This window comes from Bradyrhizobium sp. CCBAU 25338, assembly GCF_028128965.1.
In the GTDB taxonomy this organism is placed as follows: domain Bacteria; phylum Pseudomonadota; class Alphaproteobacteria; order Rhizobiales; family Xanthobacteraceae; genus Bradyrhizobium; species Bradyrhizobium liaoningense.
On sequence record NZ_LFKY01000030.1, the window covers coordinates 55050 to 73743 of the forward strand.

Below are 18694 nucleotides of genomic sequence, written 5' to 3' on the forward strand. Positions count from 1 at the left end.
CGCGAGCCTCCTCGACGAATGACCTGCCGCAGGCGGGTAGAGGCCAAAGAAGTAGGCGCTTACTCCTGGAGCTGGCGCTTCAGCGACTCGACCTCTTCCGACAGCGCGGTGTCCTTGGAGACCAGCGCCTCGATCTTGCGCACCGCGTGCAGCACGGTGGTGTGGTCGCGTCCGCCGAAGCGGCGGCCGATCTCGGGCAGCGAGCGCAAGGTCAGCGTCTTGGCGAGATACATCGCCACCTGGCGCGGGCGGACCACGTTGGCGGTGCGGCGCGAGGACAACAGGTCGGAGCGGCTGACATTGTACTGCCGCGCCACCACGCGCTGGATGTCCTCGATCTTGATCCGCTTCGGCTCCTGCGGCCGTACCAGGTCGCGCACCTCGTGCTCCGCCATTTCCAGCGTCACCGGCCGGTTGTTGAGCTTGGAGTGCGCGAGCAGACGGTTGATCGCACCTTCGAGGTCGCGCCCGTTATGAGTGATGGTGCGCGCCAGATAGTGCAGCACCTCCTCAGGCACCTCGAACGTCGCATGGTGGGCGCGGGCAGCTGCGACGCGCGACTTGAGGATACCGTGGCGCAGCTCCTCGCCGAGCGAGCCCATCTCGACCACGAGCCCGCCTGCGAGACGCGAGCGCACGCGGTCATCGAGGCTTTCGAGGTCGGACGGCGGACGGTCGGCAGCGATCACGACCTGGCGGCCGGCATCGATCAGCGCGTTCAGCGTGTGACAGAACTCGGCCTGCGTCGACTTGCCCTGGAGAAACTGGAGATCGTCGATCACGAGCACGTCGATGCCGCGCAGCGCTTCCTTGAAGGCCAGCGCCGTCTGCGTCTTCAGCGCGGCGACGAAGCCGTACATGAATTTTTCAGCGGTGAGATAAAGCACCTTGCGCTCGTTGCCGGAATTGCCGGCCCAGGTTACCGCCTGGAGCAGGTGCGTCTTGCCGAGGCCGACGCCGGCATGGATGTAGAGCGGGTTGAACATCACGGGGTCGCCGCGGCGACCTTCGGCGACCTGGCGAGCGGCCGCATGCGCCAGCGTGTTGGAGCGGCCGACGACGAAGCTCGCGAAGGTCAGGCGCGGGTCGAGTGGCGAGCCGCCGAGCGCGTCGTGATTGGCCGAGACCGGCGCGGTCGCGGTCGAGCGCAGCTCCGGCGTCGGCGCGCGGCGCGCCTCGACCGGCGCGGGCACTTCCTTCGTTTGCACTACCGGGCGCACAGCGGTGCGAACGGTGAGGTCGATGCGATGCACCTCCGGCATCTCGGCCTGCCAGCACGACAGCACGCGCTCGGCATAGTGGGCCTGGATCCAGCTCTTCAGGAAACGCGTCGGCACCGATAGCCGCACGCTCTCGTCCTGCACGCCTTCCAGATCCATGCGTGCAAACCAGCTCGTGTAAACGTCCTCGCCAACGCTCGAGCGCAGCCGACCCTTCACGCGTGACCAGCGATCCTGTTCCATTGTCATCGTCAGAAAACTTCTCTCGAGAGATATAGTTGCGTTGTGAGCGCCATGCAGGGTTCCTGCCACGGTCCCTGCAGTGGCGCGACCTCAAGCGAGTCCATCGTCAGGCAAGGCTCGACCGTTCGGCGCGGACGCCGCAAGTCGGATCAGCGATGTCTGGGGATGGAGGGGTCGCGAGGTCAGCGCGTACTAGGCGCTCCGTCACACGCGGGAGGCTGGAGATCCGACGGAGCTGGAACGGCATCGTTGGAATAGGAAACGTGCTTCAATACCGCGTTGAGTCCGTAAGACATGATACCTCCCCGTCCTGCCGTGATCACTCACGACAAGGTCCTGCGTGTCCTGAAGACAACCGCGCCGTACTCCTGTCGCGGATGCCTGCCCAATGTACTGGTCGTCCGCTCGACTTCGCCACTTTGCGTGCCGGGGTAGCATTGCGATGTCTCTCGTGTTGCGCCGGGCGCGAGCGGGAAGATCCCGCTTGGAGACATTCAGACAAACAGCTACCATTCCCATACTGCTATGGGTTTTGAACCGACATCGCTTGTTGAAGCGTCGCCTACGTGCACACCGCCGCCGATTTGCACGTTCGCCCCGTTTCCTAAACCGCACTGGTCTGAAGATCGTGGGCGCCGCTGACGACTTAAGGAATACACTAAGCGGAAAGACTCGCAACGAAATTGATTCACACTTGAGGCGTCAAAAAACTTGACCTCGGTTAACGCCGCGCGTGAGTTGTTCACAGGCTCCGAAGCAAGTTTTTGAATCCGTGCGTAGAATCGAGAATGTCGCGCAGCGTGTGACAATTTTCGGCCACCGCCAAAATTTTTTTACAAATTCGTCACGCGCCCGACGTGCGAGCGAATTTTCCAAATGCTTGTCGCTGCTATGTTGATAAGTGATTATTGGTGCATCGCTTTTCGAGACTGGTTTTGCAGGGTAACTCCACGGCACACGTGGCCCAGTGAATCTACGGTGTGCAGAACTCTCGTCCGCCGCCGATTCAATTCGAGCCCGCAGCGCAGGGGTTTTTGCAACGCGGTGAAAGCTTCCGCCGTTGCAACTTGTCGGCAAGATAACGCAGACGATGCGTCCACGATCGAGCTTCGCATGACCGCTTGCGTGAATATGACAGTCAACAAAAAAGCCCGGCGCGATGCCGGGCTGTTTGACGCGCTGACCGGATCGACCGATCAGATGATGTCGCGAGACTACTTCGCGAGCTTGGCGATCTGCGCGGTGAGGCGCGAGACTTTGCGGCTGGCGTTGTTCTTGTGAATGATGTTGCGCTGGGCGGCGCGCATCAGAGCGGGCTCGGCAGTCGCGAGTGCCTTCACGGCGGCGGCGCGATCGCCGGTCTTGATGGCTTCCTCGACGGTGCGCACGGCACCGCGCATCTGGGTGCGGCGCGATTTGTTGACGGCGGTGCGGCGGGCGATCTTGCGCGTCGCTTTCTTGGCGGAAGTGGTATTGGCCATGGTCTCAATGTCCTTTGCGGGTACCGGTCGCGTCTTGGTCGGGTAGCGCCGGCTTGCTTGACCGCGTAATCGACGCTCGGATTTAGGGTGTTCGGTTGCTGGGCCGTTCCCGGAACATGAGCGACGGCCTTGCGGCTGTCTCTGAGGCTCCAAAGAGTCTTCAAGCTCGAGAGAGTCTTCAAGCTCAAGGTGCCTGCAACTGCTCAAAGAACAGCGGCGGCAGGATTGCGCCCACCGCCAATTGGCGCCCTTATAGAGAGGGTCTTTGGCACCGTCAACGCTTTCGGGAGCCGGAAATCCGGCCTTTGACGGCCTCGATGGAGCCGTAACGCCCTGAAGAGGTTGAATTTCTGCCGTCGTCCGGCTATTGGCTGGCAACGTTCCAAGAGGTCATCCGATCGGACGACCATCGTAGGTGAGGCATGATCCGCGGCTTTTTCCGACTGATTGGGCTGTTGCTGCTCGCCGGCGGGTTCATCTTCATGGTCTATGATGGCGCCCGCTGGGTGGCCGACCAGACCCTCAGGTTCACCCGGTTCGGCCAGTTCTGGAACGACATCAATCAGGCCAGCCAGTCGGCGTTCCGCACCTGGGTCGAGGCCAAGGCGCCCTGGCTCTGGACCTCGGTGATCCGCCTCGTGCTGGATCAGCCGGTCTTCGCCGTGCTCGGCATTCTGGGCATTCTCCTGATGATCCTGTTCCGCCCGCGCAAGCCGTTAATCGGCTATTCCCGGGATTGATCTTCAATTCCCGCAGGGGCTGAGCTGGCAGCGGCGTAACGCGGCTGCCCCTTGCCGCGCACCGCCCCCACTCAACGCTTTATTAACCATAACCGGTGCATCACTGGAGCCGTCTCGTTTCGAGGGATAAGTCCGGTGCCGGTTGCACGCGCGTTTCGATGGTCGATCTTGGCAGCATCCCTGGCAGCGTCCGCCGCGCTTGCCCTCGGCGGCTGCATGCAGACCGCCGGTCCCGTCGCGGTGATGCAGCCGCGCGCCGATCTCGACTCCATGGCCTATGGCCAGCCCTACAGTGCGCCGCAGCCGGTCGTCGTTGCCAACAACGGCGGTGGCGCCATCGCGGCGCTCAGCAACTCCTTTGGGGCGTCACCCGCACCGATGCCGATCGGCTACGCGGCGCCGATGACGGTGCGCCATGGCGCCTCCTACCATCTCGACGCCGGCGACAAGCTTCGCGTCGTCGTCTACGGCCAGGAAGGTCTCACCAACAGCTATTCCATCGATGCCGGCGGCTCCATCACCATGCCGCTGATCGGTGCGGTGCCGGCGCGCGGCCGCACCACGGCGGGGCTTGCCGGCGAGATCGCCGCGCGCCTGCGCAACGGCTACATCCGCGAGCCCTCGGTGGCGGTCGAGATCGAGGCCTATCGCCCGTTCTTCATCCTGGGCGAGGTCCTCGCGCCCGGCCAATATCCTTACGTGCCGAACATGACGGTCGAGAGCGCGGTCGCCATCGCCGGCGGTTTCTCGCCGCGCGCCAAGCGCGACTTGGTCACCATCACGCACACGGAGAACGGCGGCGCCATGCGCGCCGTGGTGCCGCTCGGCACACCCCTCAGCCCCGGCGACACCGTGTTCGTCGGCGAGCGCTGGTTCTAGGTTTCGGCCAACTCTCTCCTCGTCATTCCGGGGCGCGCGTAGCGCGAGCCCGGAATCCATCGGTCCACAGAGATGGTGGCACGATGGATTCCGGGCCTGCGCCTACCGGAATGACAGCGGAGAGAGAAGCGCGTCCTACTTCAAATGCTTCGCGAAGAACGCCATGCTGCGCGGCCAGGCGATGTCGGCGCTGGCCTTGTCGTAGCTGGCGCGCTCGTCGCAATGGAAGCCGTGCTGGGCGCCCGGATAGACGAAGACCTCGACGTCGGGCCGTTTCGACTTGATGGTCTCGACGTCGGTCAGCGGGATGCCGGCATCCTTCTCGCCGAAATGCAGCTGCGTCGGCACCTTCGGCGTCTCGTCGGCAAAGCGCACGACCGCGCCGCCGTAATAGCCCACCGCGGCCTTCAGCCCCGACAGCCGCGTCGCCGCGACGAAGGCGACGCTGCCGCCGAGACAGAAGCCGATGATGCCGACGGGGCCAACGCTCTTCGCTGCATCGATCGCGGCTTGCGTGTCGCGCAGCATCGCGGCCCAATCCGGATTGGCGACGAACTTGCGCGCCTCCGCGATCTCGTCGGGCGAATAGCCCGACTGGAAGTTCGGTGACGTCCGGTCGAAGATCGACGGCGCGATCGCGACATAGCCTTCCTTCGCCAGCCGGTCGCAGACCGAGCGGATGTGGTGATTGACCCCGAATATCTCCTGGATCACCACCACCGCGCCCTTCGGCGTGCTGGAGGGGTCAGCGCGATAGGCGCCGAGCTGGAAATTGTCGGAGGCCGTCAGCTTGATGTCCTGTCCCACGCGAATTGTCCTTCTTCTTGATGGTCGGGAATTCTACTCGCGCCACAATCTCGTCATGCCCGGGCTTGTTCCGGCATCCACGTTCATGGCGCCGCACGAAAGATCGTGGATGGCCGGGACAAGCCCGGCCATGACGATGTGGCAACTTCAATGCGCGCCAGCGCGGATACGATTTCTCTGTGTCATGAAGGGCCGCCATCACTCCCACATCCAGTTCTCGCCGTAGTCCTCCTTCCATCCTGCCAGCCGTCCGTGACGGAATTGCAGGAACAGGCGGTGACGGTAGGGGATCAGGCCGCTGCCGCCGATGTTGCGCAGTGCGAGATAGATCTCGTTGCCGGGGCGCCCGCGAACATATTGCAGCGGCTGGCCGAGGGCGCGCGCGGTCTGCTCGGCATCCATCCCGAAGGCGAGCGGCGTGTTGTTCGACAGGGTCGCGACGAAGGGTCGGCGCGGCGGCATGGCGCCGAACGGTTCGGCCTGCGCGGATATCGACAGCAACATCGCGCCCGCCGCCAGCATCGCCCGCTTCATCGCCTACGTCCTTGCTTGATCGACCTATGCCGGCAAGTTCTTCAGGAAAGGCTCGACCGCGTCAACAAAAGCCTTGGGCTGATCGATGTTGACGGCGTGCCCGGCGGCGGGGATCACGACCTTTTGTGCGCCGGGGATCTTCGCCGCCATGTAGTCGGACGCGGCGAGGAACGGCGTGTCGTCGGCGCCGACCACGATCAGCGACGGCACCTTGATGTCGGGCAGCAGCTCGATCACGCGCGCATCGCGCTGGGTCAGCATGCCGCGCGCGGCAAGCGCCAGCCCCCTGGCGTTGCGATGGCTGGCGGTGGCGCGCTCGCGCGTCGCCGATTTCAGCATCTCGAGGCCTTCGCGGTCGAGCCTGTCGGCGGTGGCAAGCGCCCGCGCGTTCCAGGCCTCGCGCGCGTCGTCCTTCTTGAAGCCAGGACCGGTGTCGATGATCAGCAGCGCGCGGGCACGCTCGGGATGCGCGCGATAGAACGCGAGCGACATGTAGCCGCCGAGCGAGAGGCCGCCGATGATGGCGCGCTTGGCGCCGACCGCATCGAGGATTGCCGCCATGTCGCCGACGGTCAGCGCTTCGCTGTATGCGTTCGGATCATCGGGATAGTCGGACTGGCCGTGGCCGCGCATGTCCCACAAGATCAGCTTGTGATCCCTCGCGAGCGCATCGACCTGCCCATGCCACATCGCCGAGGTCGAGGAATAGCCGTGGGTGAGCAGCAACGGCGGACCTTCGCCATGAACCTCGTAGTAGATATTGACGCCGTCCCGATCGATCCTCGGCATTGCTTCCGCCCTTTCGTTTTATTCCAGCCGCGACTTCAGTGCTTCACCCTCCATGGGAGGGTAAGGGTCGCGATTGGCTCCATTCTACTTTGCGAAGTTACCTCGAAGAAACCGCCGGAATGCGATGGCACGCATGTCTGGTGTGCTCGCTGTTGTGTCCAGTAGCTGCGCCGGCGCCGTTGGCGCGGCGCACAACGAGCGGGTGTGAAGGTGGTTTTCTCGACTGCTTCCAAATTGCATTTGCCTCTCCGTCTGAACGCGATCATTCTTCCGGGCAAGGCTGACGCCAGCCCGGTGGGTGTCAGCCGCACAAATTGCCGCCGTAAGCGGCTTCATGCACCGGCAGGGGAAGACGCCTATGCCAACACTCACCATCAACGGGCGGAGTCTGTCCGTGGATGCGGCGAATGATACGCCGCTCCTCTGGGCGATCCGCGAGCAATTGCAGATGACGGGCACCAAGTTCGGCTGCGGTGCCGGGCTGTGCGGTGCCTGCACGGTGCACGTCAACGGCGAAGCCGTGCGCTCGTGCCAGACCATGATCGGCGACGTCGCCGGCAAGAAGATCACCACTATCGAAGGCCTCTCCGCCAAGGGCGATCATCCCTTGCAGAAGGCGTGGATCGCCGAGCAGGTGCCGCAATGCGGCTACTGCCAGTCCGGGCAGATCATGCAGGCGGCCTCGCTGCTCGCGAAGAATCCCAATCCGACCAGGGAAGAAGTGGTCGCGCATATGGACGGCAATCTCTGCCGTTGCATGACCTATTCGCGGATCCAGAAGGCGATCATGCGCGCTGCCTCCGAGATGCGCACCGCGTCCACCACCTCCAGCGAGCGGAGGCCCACATGAACGAGCATGTGAAGAACGTCGTCCCCGCGACGACCGATCTCAGCCGCCGCTCCTTCCTGGTCGGCTCCGCCGCGACCGGCCTCGTGCTCGGCTATGCCGGCGTGCCCGGCATCGATGCTGCGGCTGCCGCGGCGCCCGCCAGTTTCGAGCCGAGCGTCTGGTATGCGATCTCGCCGGATGGTCTCGTCACCGTGACCTGCGGCAAGGCCGACATGGGCCAGCACGTCGCCTCCACCATGGCGCAGCTCGTCTGTGAGGAGCTGGGCGCGAAGTGGAGCGACATGCGCGTATCGCTCGCCTCCAACGATCCGAAGTTCAACGATCCCGTGCTCGGGGCGCAGATCACCGGCGGCAGCTGGTCGACCATGATGAACTTTGACGCCATGAGCCGCGCGGGCGCCGCCGGCCGCATGGCCCTGACGGAGGGTGCGGCCGCCGCAATGGGCGTGCCGGCGTCGGAGCTCGTGGTGCGCGATTCCACGATCGTGCATCCGAAGTCGAAGAAGCAGATGTCGTTCGCCGACGTCGTGAAGAGCGGCAAGGCGACCAAGACCTTCACGCCGGACGAGCTGAAGGCGATCAAGCTGAAGACGCCGGATCAATACACCCTGATCGGGGTGTCGGTGCCGCAGCTCGACATCCCCTCCAAGACCAACGGCACGGCCAAGTACGGCATCGACGTGATGCTGCCGGGCATGGCCTACGGTGCGGTGGTCACGCCGCCGGTGCGCTTCGGCGCCACGGTGAAATCGGTCGACGACAGCGCGGCGAAGAAGGTGCCGGGCTTCATCAAGGCCGTCACGCTCGACGACAAGACCGGCACGACGTCGGGCTGGGTCGTCGCGGTCGCCAGCACCTATGCCAACGCCAGGAAGGCGGCGCAGGCGCTGAAAATCGCCTATGACGGCGGTCCAAACGCGAAGCTGTCGAGCCAGTCGCTGCTCGATGAAGCCATGCGGCTTCAGAAGCTGGAGGATTCCGGCCAGTTCTTCGTCAAGGACGGCGATCCCGTCGCTGCGTTCGGCTCCGCGGCCAAGGTAGTGGAGGCCGAGTACACCACCAGCATCAACATCCACGCGCCGCTGGAGCCGATGAACGCCACCGCGGAGTTCAAGGGCGACATCCTGCACATCTATTCCGGCAACCAGTTCGCGACGCGCTCCGGTGCGATCGCCGCAGGCGCCGCCGGGATCGATCCGAAGTTCGTGGTGATGCACCAGCATTGGCTGGGCGGCGGCTTCGGCCGGCGTCTCGATGCCGACATGATGATTCCCGCCGTGCAGGCGGCGAAGGCGGTCGGCAAGCCGGTGAAGGTGATCTACTCGCGCGAGAACGACATGACGATGGATTTCTCGCGTCCGCTCACCTATCAGAAGGTGAAGGCCGGCGTGGACGGCGACGGCAAGCTCATCGCCATCAGCCACGACGTGGTCTCGGCCTGGCCGACCGCGCGCTGGGGAATCCCCGATTTCCTGACGCCCTCGGTCGACAAGAAGGGGCCGCTCGATTCCTTCACGGTCAATGGAGCGGACTTCTTCTACACGGTGCCCAACCATTACGTGCGTGCGATCAAGAACGAGCTCGCGCACAATGCCACGCCGTCCGGCCAGCTTCGCTCGGTGGCGCCGGGCTGGACCTTCTGGGCGGTCGAAAGCATGATCGACGAGATCGCGGCTGCGACCGGCAAGGATCCCGCGCAGTTCCGCATCTCGCTGCTCGACGGCGCCGGCAAGAACGATGGCGGCGCGCAGCGGCTGCGCAACACGCTGCTCGCCGCGATGGGACTGTCCGGCTACGGCACCAGGCAATTGCCGAAAGGCGAGGGCATGGGCGTTGCCTGCGTCTCGTCGCAGGAACGCGCGAGCGCGAGCTGGACGGCGTGCGTGGCTCACGTCGCCGTCGCGCCGTCGGGCGCGGTGACCGTGAAGAAGCTCACGATCGCAACCGACGTGGGCACGCAGGTGCATCCCGACAACATCCGCGCCCAGGTCGAGGGCGCGGCGCTGTGGGGCCTGTCTCTGGCGATGTACGAGAAGGCGACGCTGAAGGACGGTGGCATCGAGCAGACCAATTTCGACAGCTACGCGCCCTTGCGCATGAGCCAGACGCCCGAGGTTGCGGTTGCCGTGATCGCCAATGGCGAGAAGGCCACCGGCGTCGGCGAGCCCGCGGTGACGGTGGTGGCCCCCGCCATCGGCAACGCCATCTTCAATGCCAGTGGCGCCCGCGTCCGGGCGCTGCCGATCACGGCCGAGGCCGTGAAGGCGAGCATGAAGGCGTAGGGTTGGATGAAGGCTGCTTGAGACAATCCGCCGGAGGGCCAACCTCCGGCGGATTTGTTCCGAGCCTTTGCAGTCGCGTTCACCGTCGTGCCCGGGCTTGTCCCGGGCATCCACGTTCTTCGTGTCCCGGCTCAGGCCGTGGATGGCCGGGACGGGCCTGCCATGACGGAGACTTCGGAGCCAAAAATTCCCCTTTATTATCAATGACCGTTCTACTGTGCATGGGGTTGTTTTCGCGGTTTTGAAGTTCCCGCCGACGGGGAGACGAAACCCGTAAAATTGGACGCAATTCCGCAGGGTTCCATTGAGCACGCCTCTTAAGGGCCAGAGAACCTGATCCGGCTTAGGCTGACGCCAAATCCCGTCCCGTGCCTTGGGGAAGTCATGAACGCCTCAGCGAAACCCGCCGCCAAACGTCGGCTTCTGCTCGCCTCCGATCGCAGCGACGAGAGCAGCGAGCTCGCCAGCATTCTGAAAGCGGTCGGCGACGTCTCGACAGTGACGACAGAGGCCATCCCCGCCCAACCCGCGCGCGATCTCTCCGGCCTTGTGGTCGACATCAACCTGCGTTCGCCCGAAAGCGTGCAGCGGGTCCGCAACAAGCTGCGCGGCGATGCCTACCGTTCGATGCCGCGGCTGTTCGTGCTCGCAGACGCCCTGCATCACGGCACCATGCAGGCCTGGGCGTTAGGGGCCACCGACACCATCTCGCGGCCGCTTCAGGCCGACGCCATCTTGCAGCGCGTCCGCGCCGCCTTCCCGGACACTGCCGCCTATGACGCGACCGATCGCGGCAAGACGCTCAACCGCGGCGTCGAGGCGGCGCACGCGGTGCTGGCCAAGATGTTCGAGAAGATGCCGCTCGGCGTGCCCCTGACCTTCGATGACGTCATTGCGGCCGAGAGCAAGATTCTGAAGGCGATCAAGCATTCCTCGCTGCGCGAATGGCTGACCACGGTCGGCTGCCACCATGTCGGCAGCTATCGCCATTGCCTGTTCGTCACCGGCTTCGCCGTCGCCTTCGCCCAGCATCTCGGCATGCGCGAGGACGACCAGCGCCGCCTGACCCGCGCCGCGCTGCTGCACGACGTCGGCAAGGCCTTCGTTCCCGCCGCGTTGCTCGACAAGCCCGGCAAGCTCACCGACGAGGAGATGGAAGAGGTGCGCCAGCATCCGCGTCGCGGCTATGAAGCGCTCGCCGCACAAGGCGGCTTCCCGCCAGAGATGCTGGACGTGGTGCTGCATCATCACGAATTCCTCGACGGCTCCGGCTATCCGAACGGCCTGTCGTCGAACCAGATCAGCGACATCGTGCGGCTGACGACGATCGTCGACATCTACGCCGCCCTGGTGGAGAAGCGCGCCTACCGCATGCCCTTCACCCACTCCCGCGCGTTCACGATGATGGAAGGCATGGGCGGCAAGCTCGACCAGCAGCTGTTGCAGGCATTCAGGCCGGTGGCGCTGGGATCGTTCTGATCTTGGCGTCGTCTCCGATTTAATCGGCGACGGCGCTGCACTCTCGGTGTCGTCCCGGCGAAAGCCGGGACCCATAAGCCGGGGAGTAGTTTTGCGAAGACTGGTCGTTCGGGACTGCGGCCATCCACCATCGATAGATCACGCGGTGTGGGTCCCGGCTTTCGCCGGGACGACGTTGGGGCGATAGCTTGCGCTACCCAACCATCTTCCTGAGCTCCGCCTTCGCCACCTTTTCCAGCGTCGAGCGCGGCATGTCGTCGACGAGCCTGATCTCGCGCGGCACCTTGAAGTCGGCGAGGCCCTTGCGGCAGGCGGCCATCACCCTGTCATGCAGGTCGGGCGCGGCGCCCGCGACGCCGCCTTGCGGGATGATGAAGACGACCGGCACCTCGTCCAGCATCGGATGCGTCTTCGCAACCACCGCCGCCTCGCGCACGCCGGGGACCAGCGCGATCACCTGCTCGATCTCGGAGGCCGCGACGTTCTCGCCGCCGACCTTCAGCATGTCCTTGGCGCGGTCGCCGAACTTGATGTGGCCGTTCTGAAGCCGCTCGACGCGGTCGCCGGTGAGAAAGAAGCCGTGCTCGTCAAAACTCTCGCGCGTCGCCTTCTCGTTGTGCAGATATTCTGCGAACAGCGACAGGCCGGGGATGCCCTTGATCGCGAGATTGCCGGTGCCGCCGACTTCCGTCGGCCGTCCGTCGTCGTCGGCGATGCGGATCTGGTATTCGGGCGCGGCGCGACCGATCGACATCGGGATGTTGGGCTGATCGACCTCGCCGACGATGCCGTGGGTGATGGTCTCGGTCATGCCCCACCAGCCGATGACCTTGACGCCGAACGCGGCGAAGGCCGGCGGCTCGTTGATCGCCGTGCCCCACAGGCGAAATTTGTGGTCCTTCGGGATTTCCTGCTCGAGCAGGGCCTTCATGCAGAACGGAATGGTCGAGGTCCAGGTCGCGCCGTGCTCGCGCGCGACACTCCAGAACCGGCTGGCGGAGAAGCGCGGCTGGATCACGCAGGAGCCGCCGACCCACAGCGTCGCCAGCATGGAGTAGGCCAGCGCATTGGTGTGGAACAGCGGCAGATAGGTCTGGTGCACGTCGCTCGCGTGCAGATCCTCATGCGCGGCGTTGATCTTGGCGCCCCACAGCGCGTTGGCATGGGTCCATAGCACCGCTTTCGGCCGCGACGTGGTGCCGGACGTGTACTGCACGCTGCAAGGCGCCAGCGGATCGGTCGCCCGCTGCGGGCGGTCGGCGCTGTCGGCGAACAGCGCCTCGAAACTGTCGCCGCGCGAGACGGCCTGCGCAGGCGCCGTGCCGGCGTCATGCGACGTCACTGCCATCCAGCGAATGTTGCGGCAGTTCTGCGCGACCACTTCCGCATAGGCCGGCTGCGTGATCGCGGCGACCGCGCCGCAATGATCGGCGAAATACTCGATCTCGGCCGGCGCCGAGCGGGTGTTGGTGGTGACCGCGATGGCGCCGAGCTCGACACAGGCAAACCAGGCCAGCATCGCCTCGATGCAATTGTCCAGGTGAATGAGCACATATTCGCCGGGCTTGACGCCACGCCTGGCCAGCCCTGCCGCGAGCGCACCGACTCGCTCGTGAAATTCGCCATAGCTCCAGTGCCGCGCCGGCGCGTCGAACGGCGCCCAGATCAGGAACGGATGGGAGCTGCGCACCTCGGCGCGCATCCTCAAGAGCCAGGGTACGTCGAGCCCGTCGAAGGGGCTCACGATTCCGGCGGCGGTTTTCTGGATAGCCATGTGTCCTCCCGTGCAGCCTGCATCTTGCTGGCGGCTGCTTTTCGATGATTGTGTCTTCCTGCCATCCGATGGCGTGGGAAGCAAATTGGGGGTCAGTCCGCGCTCCCCCGTCATTGCTTCGCCGCAAGGGCTCCTCGCAGCGACGGTGTTTAGGGCAGGCAGCGAGTCCTAACGGCCATCGTCCTCGTACGACGAGATCTCGATCAAGCTGCCATCCGGGTCCCTGCAATAGACCGAGCGCAGCGTGCCGCGCGCGCCTTGCCTTGGGCCTGGGCCTGCTTCGATCGCGACGCCATGTGCCTGCAAATGCGCCACCACCTCGTCCGGTGTGGCCGAGGTGAGAAAGCACAGATCCTCGCTGCCGGCGGTCGGGTGGCCGGCGGTGAACCACTCCACTTTATCTGCATCGCGTTGCCGGACGTTGATCTTCTGGTTACCGAATTCAAGCAAAGTGCGGGGCGGCTTGCCGCCGCCAGGATCGAACAGCTTGACTTCCATGCCGAGAATCTTGCGATACCACTCCGCGGTCACCGCGACATCGCTGACATTGATCACGAGATGATCCAGGGCGTGAACCTTGACCGGCATGTCTCATCCTTTCGTCGTGATGCGCGCTGCGCACTTTCCGCCTGTAGCAAGCTTTGTTACAACCGACGCGACTTTCAAGCTATCCGACTTTCAAGAACAACACTGGGAGAACCCTTGAGATGATCACTCGCCGTACCGCGCTGGGCCTGCTCGCCGCCAGTCCGCTTGCAGCCACCCCGCTGTCGAAGGCCCTTGCCGCCGATTACCCGGCCCGTCCGGTGAAATGGGTGGTCGGCTATCCGCCGGGCGGGGCCACCGACATCCTGGCGCGGCTGCTCGGCCAGCGGCTCTCGGAAAAGCTCGGCCAGCAATTCGTGGTCGAGAACAAGCCGGGCGCCGGGAACAATATCGCCACCGAATCGGTCGTCAATGCCGAGCCCGACGGCTACACGCTGCAGCTGGTCAATCCGGCCAACTACATCAATGCCTCGCTCTACGCCAACCTGAAGTTCAATTTCGTGCGCGACATCGCGCCGGTCGCCTCGTTCCAGCGGGTGCCGAACGTGATGACCGTCAACAAGGACGTGCCGGCCAAGAACGTCGCCGAGTTCATCGAATATGTGAAAGCCAATCCCGGCAAGGTCAACATGGCCTCGTCTGGCAACGGCACCTCGGTGCATCTGTCCGGCGAGATGTTCATGGCCATGACCGGCTGCAAGATGCAGCACGTGCCCTATCGCGGCGCCGCGCCCGCGATCACCGACATGCTCGGCGGCCAGGTGCAGGTGATCTTCGACAACATGCCCTCGATCATCCAGCACATCCGCTCCGGCTCGCTGCGGGCGATCGGCGTCACCACCGCGCAGCGCTCGCCGCAACTGCCTGACGTGCAGGCGATCGCAGAGACCGTCAAGGACTACGAGGCCAGCGCGCTGTTCGGGATGGGTGCGCCGAAGAACACGCCGAAGGAGATCATCGCCAAGCTCAATGCCGAGGTCAACGCGCTGATGAAGGAGCCCGACATGACCAAGCGTCTGGTCGAGCTCGGTGGCGAGCCGCGGGTGCAGACGCCGGAAGCGTTCGGTGAGGAGATCAAGGCCGAGACCGAGAAATGGAAGAAGGTCGTCGAGTTCGCCGGCCTGAAGGTCGAGTAGCGATCTTGTGATGATCGAGATGGAGCCCTGCCGTTCGGCAGGGCTTTTTTCTTGCGCGCTCAATGCCAGTTGATCTGGAATAAAAGGCCGCAACGAAACCTGATGATATGTGGGGCCGTATCTCGCGTCACAAAGAGAGGAATTCGAACTCATGCGCATGATGCAATTGGCGCTGCCGGCGCTGGCCACCATGTTTCTCGTCGGTTTCGCCGCCAGCACCCCCGCCACGGCGCGCGATTATCCCTGGTGCGCGCAGGGAGGCGAGTACGACTATCCCGGCGAATGCGCCTACAGCACCTATGAGCAGTGCCAGGCCAGCGTCTCCGGCCGCCTGCTGTTCTGCGATCGCAATCCTCGCTTTGCCTACGGCCAGCAACAGGTCCCTCAACCGCGGCCGCACCGGCGCGCGCGGCCTGTCACTCCGTACTGATCGGGCTCCGCACGCTCGCCCGATCACGCAGTCGCGCGGACCCGTGCGAACGGGTTCCTGCTTGACGCCTTTCCGTTCGGGGCTATACTAAACCATATGGTTAAGTATAGGGACGAGACGCTGGACCGGACCTTTGCGGCGCTGTCCGACCCGACAAGGCGTGCGCTGCTCGCACGCCTTGGCGAGCAGGACGGCCTAACGGTGAGCGAGCTGGCGGCCCCGTTTCCGGTTTCGCTGCCGGCGATCATGAAGCATCTCGACGTGCTCACGGATGCCGGCCTGATCATGCGGGAGAAGACGGGACGCACGGTCGCCTGCCGGCTCACCGCGCAGCCGATGGAGCAGGCGATGAGCTGGCTCAATCGCTATTCGCAGTTCTGGTCCCACAATTTCGATCGTCTCGCCGCCTTCGTGGAGGATGAGAAATGGCCAACGCCGCCGCCAACGCCGCCGAACGCCCGGCAGAACGTCCAAGCCTCACGCTCACGCGCCGGCTCCGCGCGCCGCCCGAAAAGGTCTACGCCGCCTGGACGCAAGCCGCGCAGCTAGCGCAATGGTTCGGGCCGCCGAACATGCAGCAGGCGACGCTTCAGGCCGAGCTCGACGTTCGCGTCGGCGGCCGCTACCGCATCAGCTTCACCCGCGACGACGGCGAATATTTCGAGGCCGGCGGCCTTTATCGCGAGGTGGTGCCGAACGAGCTGCTCGTCTTCACCTGGGCCTGGCACTCGACGCCGGAACGCGAATCGCTTGTGACGATCTCGCTGAAGCCGGACGGTGCCGGCACCTTGATGATCTTCCATCACGCCCAGTTCTTCGACGAGACCGCACGCGACAATCACCAGCGCGGCTGGAGTTCGTTCCTCGACAAGCTCGACGCCTTCGTCGCCTGACGCCAGGAGAACGCCACGCAGCACCATCAGATCGTCCCGCGCGAGCAATGGATCATCGCGCGCAGGGCCCATCTGGCGCGCGAGAAGGAGCTCACGGCGGCCCGCGAGCGCCTCGCCGAGGAGCGCCGCGCCTTGCCCCGGGTCAAGGTCGACAAGGCTCACGCTACCGCTTCGCGTCCGCCTGCTCCGTCGCATTGCACGAGATCAGCATCGTATACGGCCGGGCGTTGGCGGCGATGTCGGTGGTCTTGAGCTCGCCCTTTGGTTCGGCGGTCTGATAGGGCACCACGGAATTGTCGAGGAAGTCGCGCAGCACGCCGGTCTTGATGGCGAAATTGATGTTCTCGGGAATGTTGCCGGTCGCAGCGGCGATACGCAATGCCGGGATCTTTCCGGTGACCACGCCCACGACATGGCCGGTGCTATCGAACAGCGGGCCGCCGCTATTCCCGGGCTGTACGGGTGCACTGATCTGCAGGAAGCGCGAGTCGTTGCGCATGCCGCTGAGCGAGCTCACGATGCCGGTCGTCACGGTGAAGTCCGAGGTCAGCAGTCCATGGTAGGGAAAGCCGATCGCGACCACGGAATCTCCGGAACGGATGGAACGGTCACGAATTCGGGCGAAGTCCTTGAATGTCGTCGTCGACGGCGCCTGCAACAGGGCGAGATCGTTGTTGGAGTCGCTCGACACGACGCGCAGCACCGTTGCGGCCTCGCCGGTGAGATTGCCCTTGATGTCGCCGGCGCAGCCGTCGATCACATGGTGGTTGGTGACGATGTGTCCGCTCGTACTCACCACGAAGCCGGTGCCGCTCTTGGCCCTGGCGGGTTTGCCGCCGGCGGGCGATGCCGCCTGCTTGTCCGGCGCGGCCTGCGGCTTGGCGGTCATCTTGGTGAAATCGCCGACCTTGTCCAGCCCGTCGGCCTTGACCCGGGTTACACAATTGCTGACGGCGGCAATCAGAGGGGCAGTCGAGGTCAGGCTGAACTGGAAGGGCGTGCCTCTCGCCACCGCCACCATCAGGCTCGCCTTCTGGAAAGCGCGCGCGACGTTTGTCGGCAGAACGGCTGAGACCATGACCTCGGAAAAGGCGGTCGCAAACAGCCTCACCTCGGCCTGACCGTCAAAGGTCAGGTCGATCGTCAGGTTCTCGCCCTTCTTGAAACGAAACGCTGGATTGGCAAAACCGAGCAGCCACGCGTTGTTCGAATCCTGGCCGACAAGCAAGGTCATGCCATTGGCGTAGGGCATGCTTGCAGCGCAGTGAGAGAACGCGCCGGTCGAGTCATTGGTGAAAGCGCCACCGTTCCAGTTGCCGACGTGGATTGTGCCGAAAGGCCCCGCCGCATGAACGAACCCGGCCAGCATCACCTCGAAAACAAACGCAACGACAAACGACCTCAGCCACATACCAGCCCCCTGGAACGCTTCCGGGTCCATCTTATCCGTCAGGATATGTAGCGCGCAACCGCCAGTTGTCCGCTCGCGTCGGTCGGGCCGCCGCGACATTCGGGCTTGCCTTTACTTTGCCGTGCCATATACTTTGCAATACAAAGTAACGGGGCCCTGCAGTCCCGGAAACGCCCCCGGGTGGAACGAGGATTTACGTTGCCGATGCGCGATCTCGACAAGGCGCTGGCCGACATCGTGGCGATCCGCAGTCAGATCGCGGCGGGCACCGCCTTCCGCGGCTACGGCCCGGCGACAATGGTGGCGACCGGCGCTGTCGCGCTCATCACCGCGGTTCTGCAGTTCTGGCTGCTGGATGACCCCACCGGCGAGCCGCTCGGATTCTTCATCGGCTGGCTCAGTGCCGCCGTGCTCTCGGGGCTGATGATCGGCATCGAGATGCGGGCGCGTTCGCGCCGTCACCATTCGGGCTTGGCGGATGCCATGATCCACCAGGCCGTCGAGCAGTTCCTGCCGGCAGGCGTTGCCGGCGTGCTGCTCGCGGTGGTGATGTGGAAGTTCGCGAGCGAGTCGCTGTGGCTGCTGCCGGGCCTGTGGCAGATCCTGGTGTCGCTCGGCATCTTTGCCTCGGTCCGCTCACTGCCGCGCACCGTCGCACTCGCCGGCGCCTGGTATTTCGTGTCCGGCTTTGCGGTGGTGGTGCTGGCAAGCCGAACCCATACGCTGTCGCCATGGACCATGGGGCTGCCCTTCGTGATCGGGCAATCGGTGATGGCGGCCATTCTGCATTTCGCGTCCGGAGACAACGATGTCGAAGACTGACAGCGCGCCCTTCTCCTATGAAGGACTCGACCGCGTCATCCACGAGAAGGCGAGGCTCGGGCTTCTGACCTCGCTGATGGCGCATCCCAAGGGGCTGGCATTCGGCGATCTCAAGCAGCTCTGCGGCCTCACCGACGGCAATCTCAGCCGGCACCTCGCCGTGCTCCAGGAGGCGGGCCTCGTCGAGATGACCAAGGGCTACGAGGGCAACCGCCCGCACACGACCTGTCGCCTGACCAAGGCCGGCCGCCGCCGCTTCCTCGACTATCTCGCTGTGCTCGAGCGGCTGGTGCGCGACGCGGCGAAAGCCGCCGGCCGCGAGGCGCCGCCGCTCGGCCGCCTCGGTATCGCCTCGACCTGATTCTCCCCTTTTATTGA

The 18694-nt window shown here is 64.6% G+C and carries 19 protein-coding genes and 1 pseudogene; 12 read left to right on the forward strand and 8 right to left on the reverse strand.

Annotated elements, in window-relative coordinates; translation table 11 throughout:
• Positions 1 to 59 precede the first annotated feature (59 nt).
• A complete protein-coding gene (gene dnaA / locus ACM42_RS11045) occupies positions 60 to 1469 on the reverse strand; it encodes a chromosomal replication initiator protein DnaA (RefSeq protein ID WP_271527953.1) in 1410 nt (469 codons plus the stop codon).
• 1208 nt (positions 1470 to 2677) lie between these two features.
• The gene (rpsT, locus tag ACM42_RS11050; protein ID WP_035704405.1) at positions 2678 to 2944 is read right to left on the reverse strand and encodes a 30S ribosomal protein S20; all 267 of its coding nucleotides are present in this window, start codon (positions 2942 to 2944) and stop codon (positions 2678 to 2680) included.
• A gap of 422 nt (positions 2945 to 3366) precedes the next feature.
• Between rpsT and ACM42_RS11055 the strand changes: the two genes are divergently transcribed.
• Positions 3367 to 3684 (forward strand): hypothetical protein, encoded by a 318-nt coding sequence (locus ACM42_RS11055; RefSeq protein ID WP_027563964.1) that lies wholly within the window; start codon positions 3367 to 3369, stop codon positions 3682 to 3684.
• A 135-nt stretch (positions 3685 to 3819) separates the two neighbouring features.
• A complete protein-coding gene (locus tag ACM42_RS11060) occupies positions 3820 to 4563 on the forward strand; it encodes a polysaccharide biosynthesis/export family protein (protein WP_271527954.1) in 744 nt (247 codons plus the stop codon).
• Positions 4564 to 4698: 135 nt separating this feature from the next.
• On the opposite strand, the gene ACM42_RS11065 is transcribed toward ACM42_RS11060, so the two are convergent.
• The 3 genes from ACM42_RS11065 to ACM42_RS11075 all read right to left on the reverse strand — a co-directional run bounded on the left by ACM42_RS11065 (position 4699) and on the right by ACM42_RS11075 (position 6693).
• Positions 4699 to 5370 (reverse strand): dienelactone hydrolase family protein, encoded by a 672-nt coding sequence (locus tag ACM42_RS11065; protein WP_271527955.1) that lies wholly within the window; start codon positions 5368 to 5370, stop codon positions 4699 to 4701.
• Positions 5371 to 5568: 198 nt separating this feature from the next.
• Positions 5569 to 5904, reverse strand: a complete 336-nt coding sequence (locus tag ACM42_RS11070; RefSeq protein WP_271527956.1) for a hypothetical protein — start codon at positions 5902 to 5904, stop codon at positions 5569 to 5571.
• A 24-nt stretch (positions 5905 to 5928) separates the two neighbouring features.
• Positions 5929 to 6693, reverse strand: coding sequence for an alpha/beta fold hydrolase (locus tag ACM42_RS11075; protein WP_271527957.1), 765 nt, complete (start codon positions 6691 to 6693; stop codon positions 5929 to 5931).
• Between the two features lie 358 nt (positions 6694 to 7051).
• Between ACM42_RS11075 and ACM42_RS11080 the strand changes: the two genes are divergently transcribed.
• The 3 genes from ACM42_RS11080 to ACM42_RS11090 all read left to right on the forward strand — a co-directional run bounded on the left by ACM42_RS11080 (position 7052) and on the right by ACM42_RS11090 (position 11304).
• Positions 7052 to 7543, forward strand: a complete 492-nt coding sequence (locus tag ACM42_RS11080; protein WP_271527958.1) for a (2Fe-2S)-binding protein — start codon at positions 7052 to 7054, stop codon at positions 7541 to 7543.
• Positions 7540 to 9825 carry a xanthine dehydrogenase family protein molybdopterin-binding subunit gene (locus tag ACM42_RS11085; protein WP_271527959.1) on the forward strand — a complete coding sequence of 762 codons (2286 nt, stop codon included), beginning with the start codon at positions 7540 to 7542 and terminating at the stop codon, positions 9823 to 9825. The genes ACM42_RS11080 and ACM42_RS11085 overlap by 4 nt, the downstream gene beginning before the upstream one ends.
• 384 nt (positions 9826 to 10209) lie before the next feature.
• A complete protein-coding gene (locus tag ACM42_RS11090; protein ID WP_271527960.1) occupies positions 10210 to 11304 on the forward strand; it encodes an HD-GYP domain-containing protein in 1095 nt (364 codons plus the stop codon).
• A gap of 193 nt (positions 11305 to 11497) precedes the next feature.
• Here the strand turns inward: ACM42_RS11090 and ACM42_RS11095 are convergent, their stop codons facing one another.
• Positions 11498 to 13078 (reverse strand): AMP-binding protein, encoded by a 1581-nt coding sequence (locus tag ACM42_RS11095; protein ID WP_271527961.1) that lies wholly within the window; start codon positions 13076 to 13078, stop codon positions 11498 to 11500.
• A 168-nt stretch (positions 13079 to 13246) separates the two neighbouring features.
• Entirely contained in the window at positions 13247 to 13666 is a 420-nt protein-coding gene (locus ACM42_RS11100; RefSeq protein WP_271527962.1) for a VOC family protein, read from the reverse strand.
• A 119-nt stretch (positions 13667 to 13785) separates the two neighbouring features.
• On the opposite strand from ACM42_RS11100, the gene ACM42_RS11105 reads away from it, so the two are divergent.
• From ACM42_RS11105 to ACM42_RS11125, 5 genes and pseudogenes are all read left to right on the forward strand, one after another.
• A complete protein-coding gene (locus ACM42_RS11105; protein ID WP_271527964.1) occupies positions 13786 to 14760 on the forward strand; it encodes a Bug family tripartite tricarboxylate transporter substrate binding protein in 975 nt (324 codons plus the stop codon).
• A gap of 151 nt (positions 14761 to 14911) precedes the next feature.
• Positions 14912 to 15190, forward strand: coding sequence for a DUF3551 domain-containing protein (locus ACM42_RS11110; protein WP_442868920.1), 279 nt, complete (start codon positions 14912 to 14914; stop codon positions 15188 to 15190).
• Between the two features lie 96 nt (positions 15191 to 15286).
• On the forward strand, positions 15287 to 15739 hold the full coding sequence (locus ACM42_RS11115; RefSeq protein ID WP_271527965.1) for an ArsR/SmtB family transcription factor: 453 nt from the start codon (positions 15287 to 15289) through the stop codon (positions 15737 to 15739).
• 8 nt (positions 15740 to 15747) lie between these two features.
• Positions 15748 to 16083 (forward strand): annotated as a pseudogene (locus ACM42_RS11120) (SRPBCC family protein); the annotation flags it as partial.
• Positions 16084 to 16113: 30 nt separating this feature from the next.
• Positions 16114 to 16335 (forward strand): DUF899 family protein, encoded by a 222-nt coding sequence (locus ACM42_RS11125; RefSeq protein ID WP_271528032.1) that lies wholly within the window; start codon positions 16114 to 16116, stop codon positions 16333 to 16335.
• Here the strand turns inward: ACM42_RS11125 and ACM42_RS11130 are convergent.
• Positions 16247 to 17494, reverse strand: a complete 1248-nt coding sequence (locus tag ACM42_RS11130) for a S1C family serine protease (protein ID WP_271527966.1) — start codon at positions 17492 to 17494, stop codon at positions 16247 to 16249. The two genes, ACM42_RS11125 and ACM42_RS11130, sit on opposite strands and share 89 nt — an antisense overlap.
• A gap of 204 nt (positions 17495 to 17698) precedes the next feature.
• Between ACM42_RS11130 and ACM42_RS11135 the strand changes: the two genes are divergently transcribed.
• Positions 17699 to 18316: a hypothetical protein gene (locus ACM42_RS11135; RefSeq protein ID WP_271527967.1), complete on the forward strand. Its 618-nt coding sequence runs from the start codon at positions 17699 to 17701 to the stop codon at positions 18314 to 18316.
• Positions 18303 to 18677 carry a transcriptional regulator gene (locus ACM42_RS11140; protein WP_028181243.1) on the forward strand — a complete coding sequence of 125 codons (375 nt, stop codon included), beginning with the start codon at positions 18303 to 18305 and terminating at the stop codon, positions 18675 to 18677. The genes ACM42_RS11135 and ACM42_RS11140 overlap by 14 nt, the downstream gene beginning before the upstream one ends.
• Positions 18678 to 18694 lie beyond the last annotated feature (17 nt).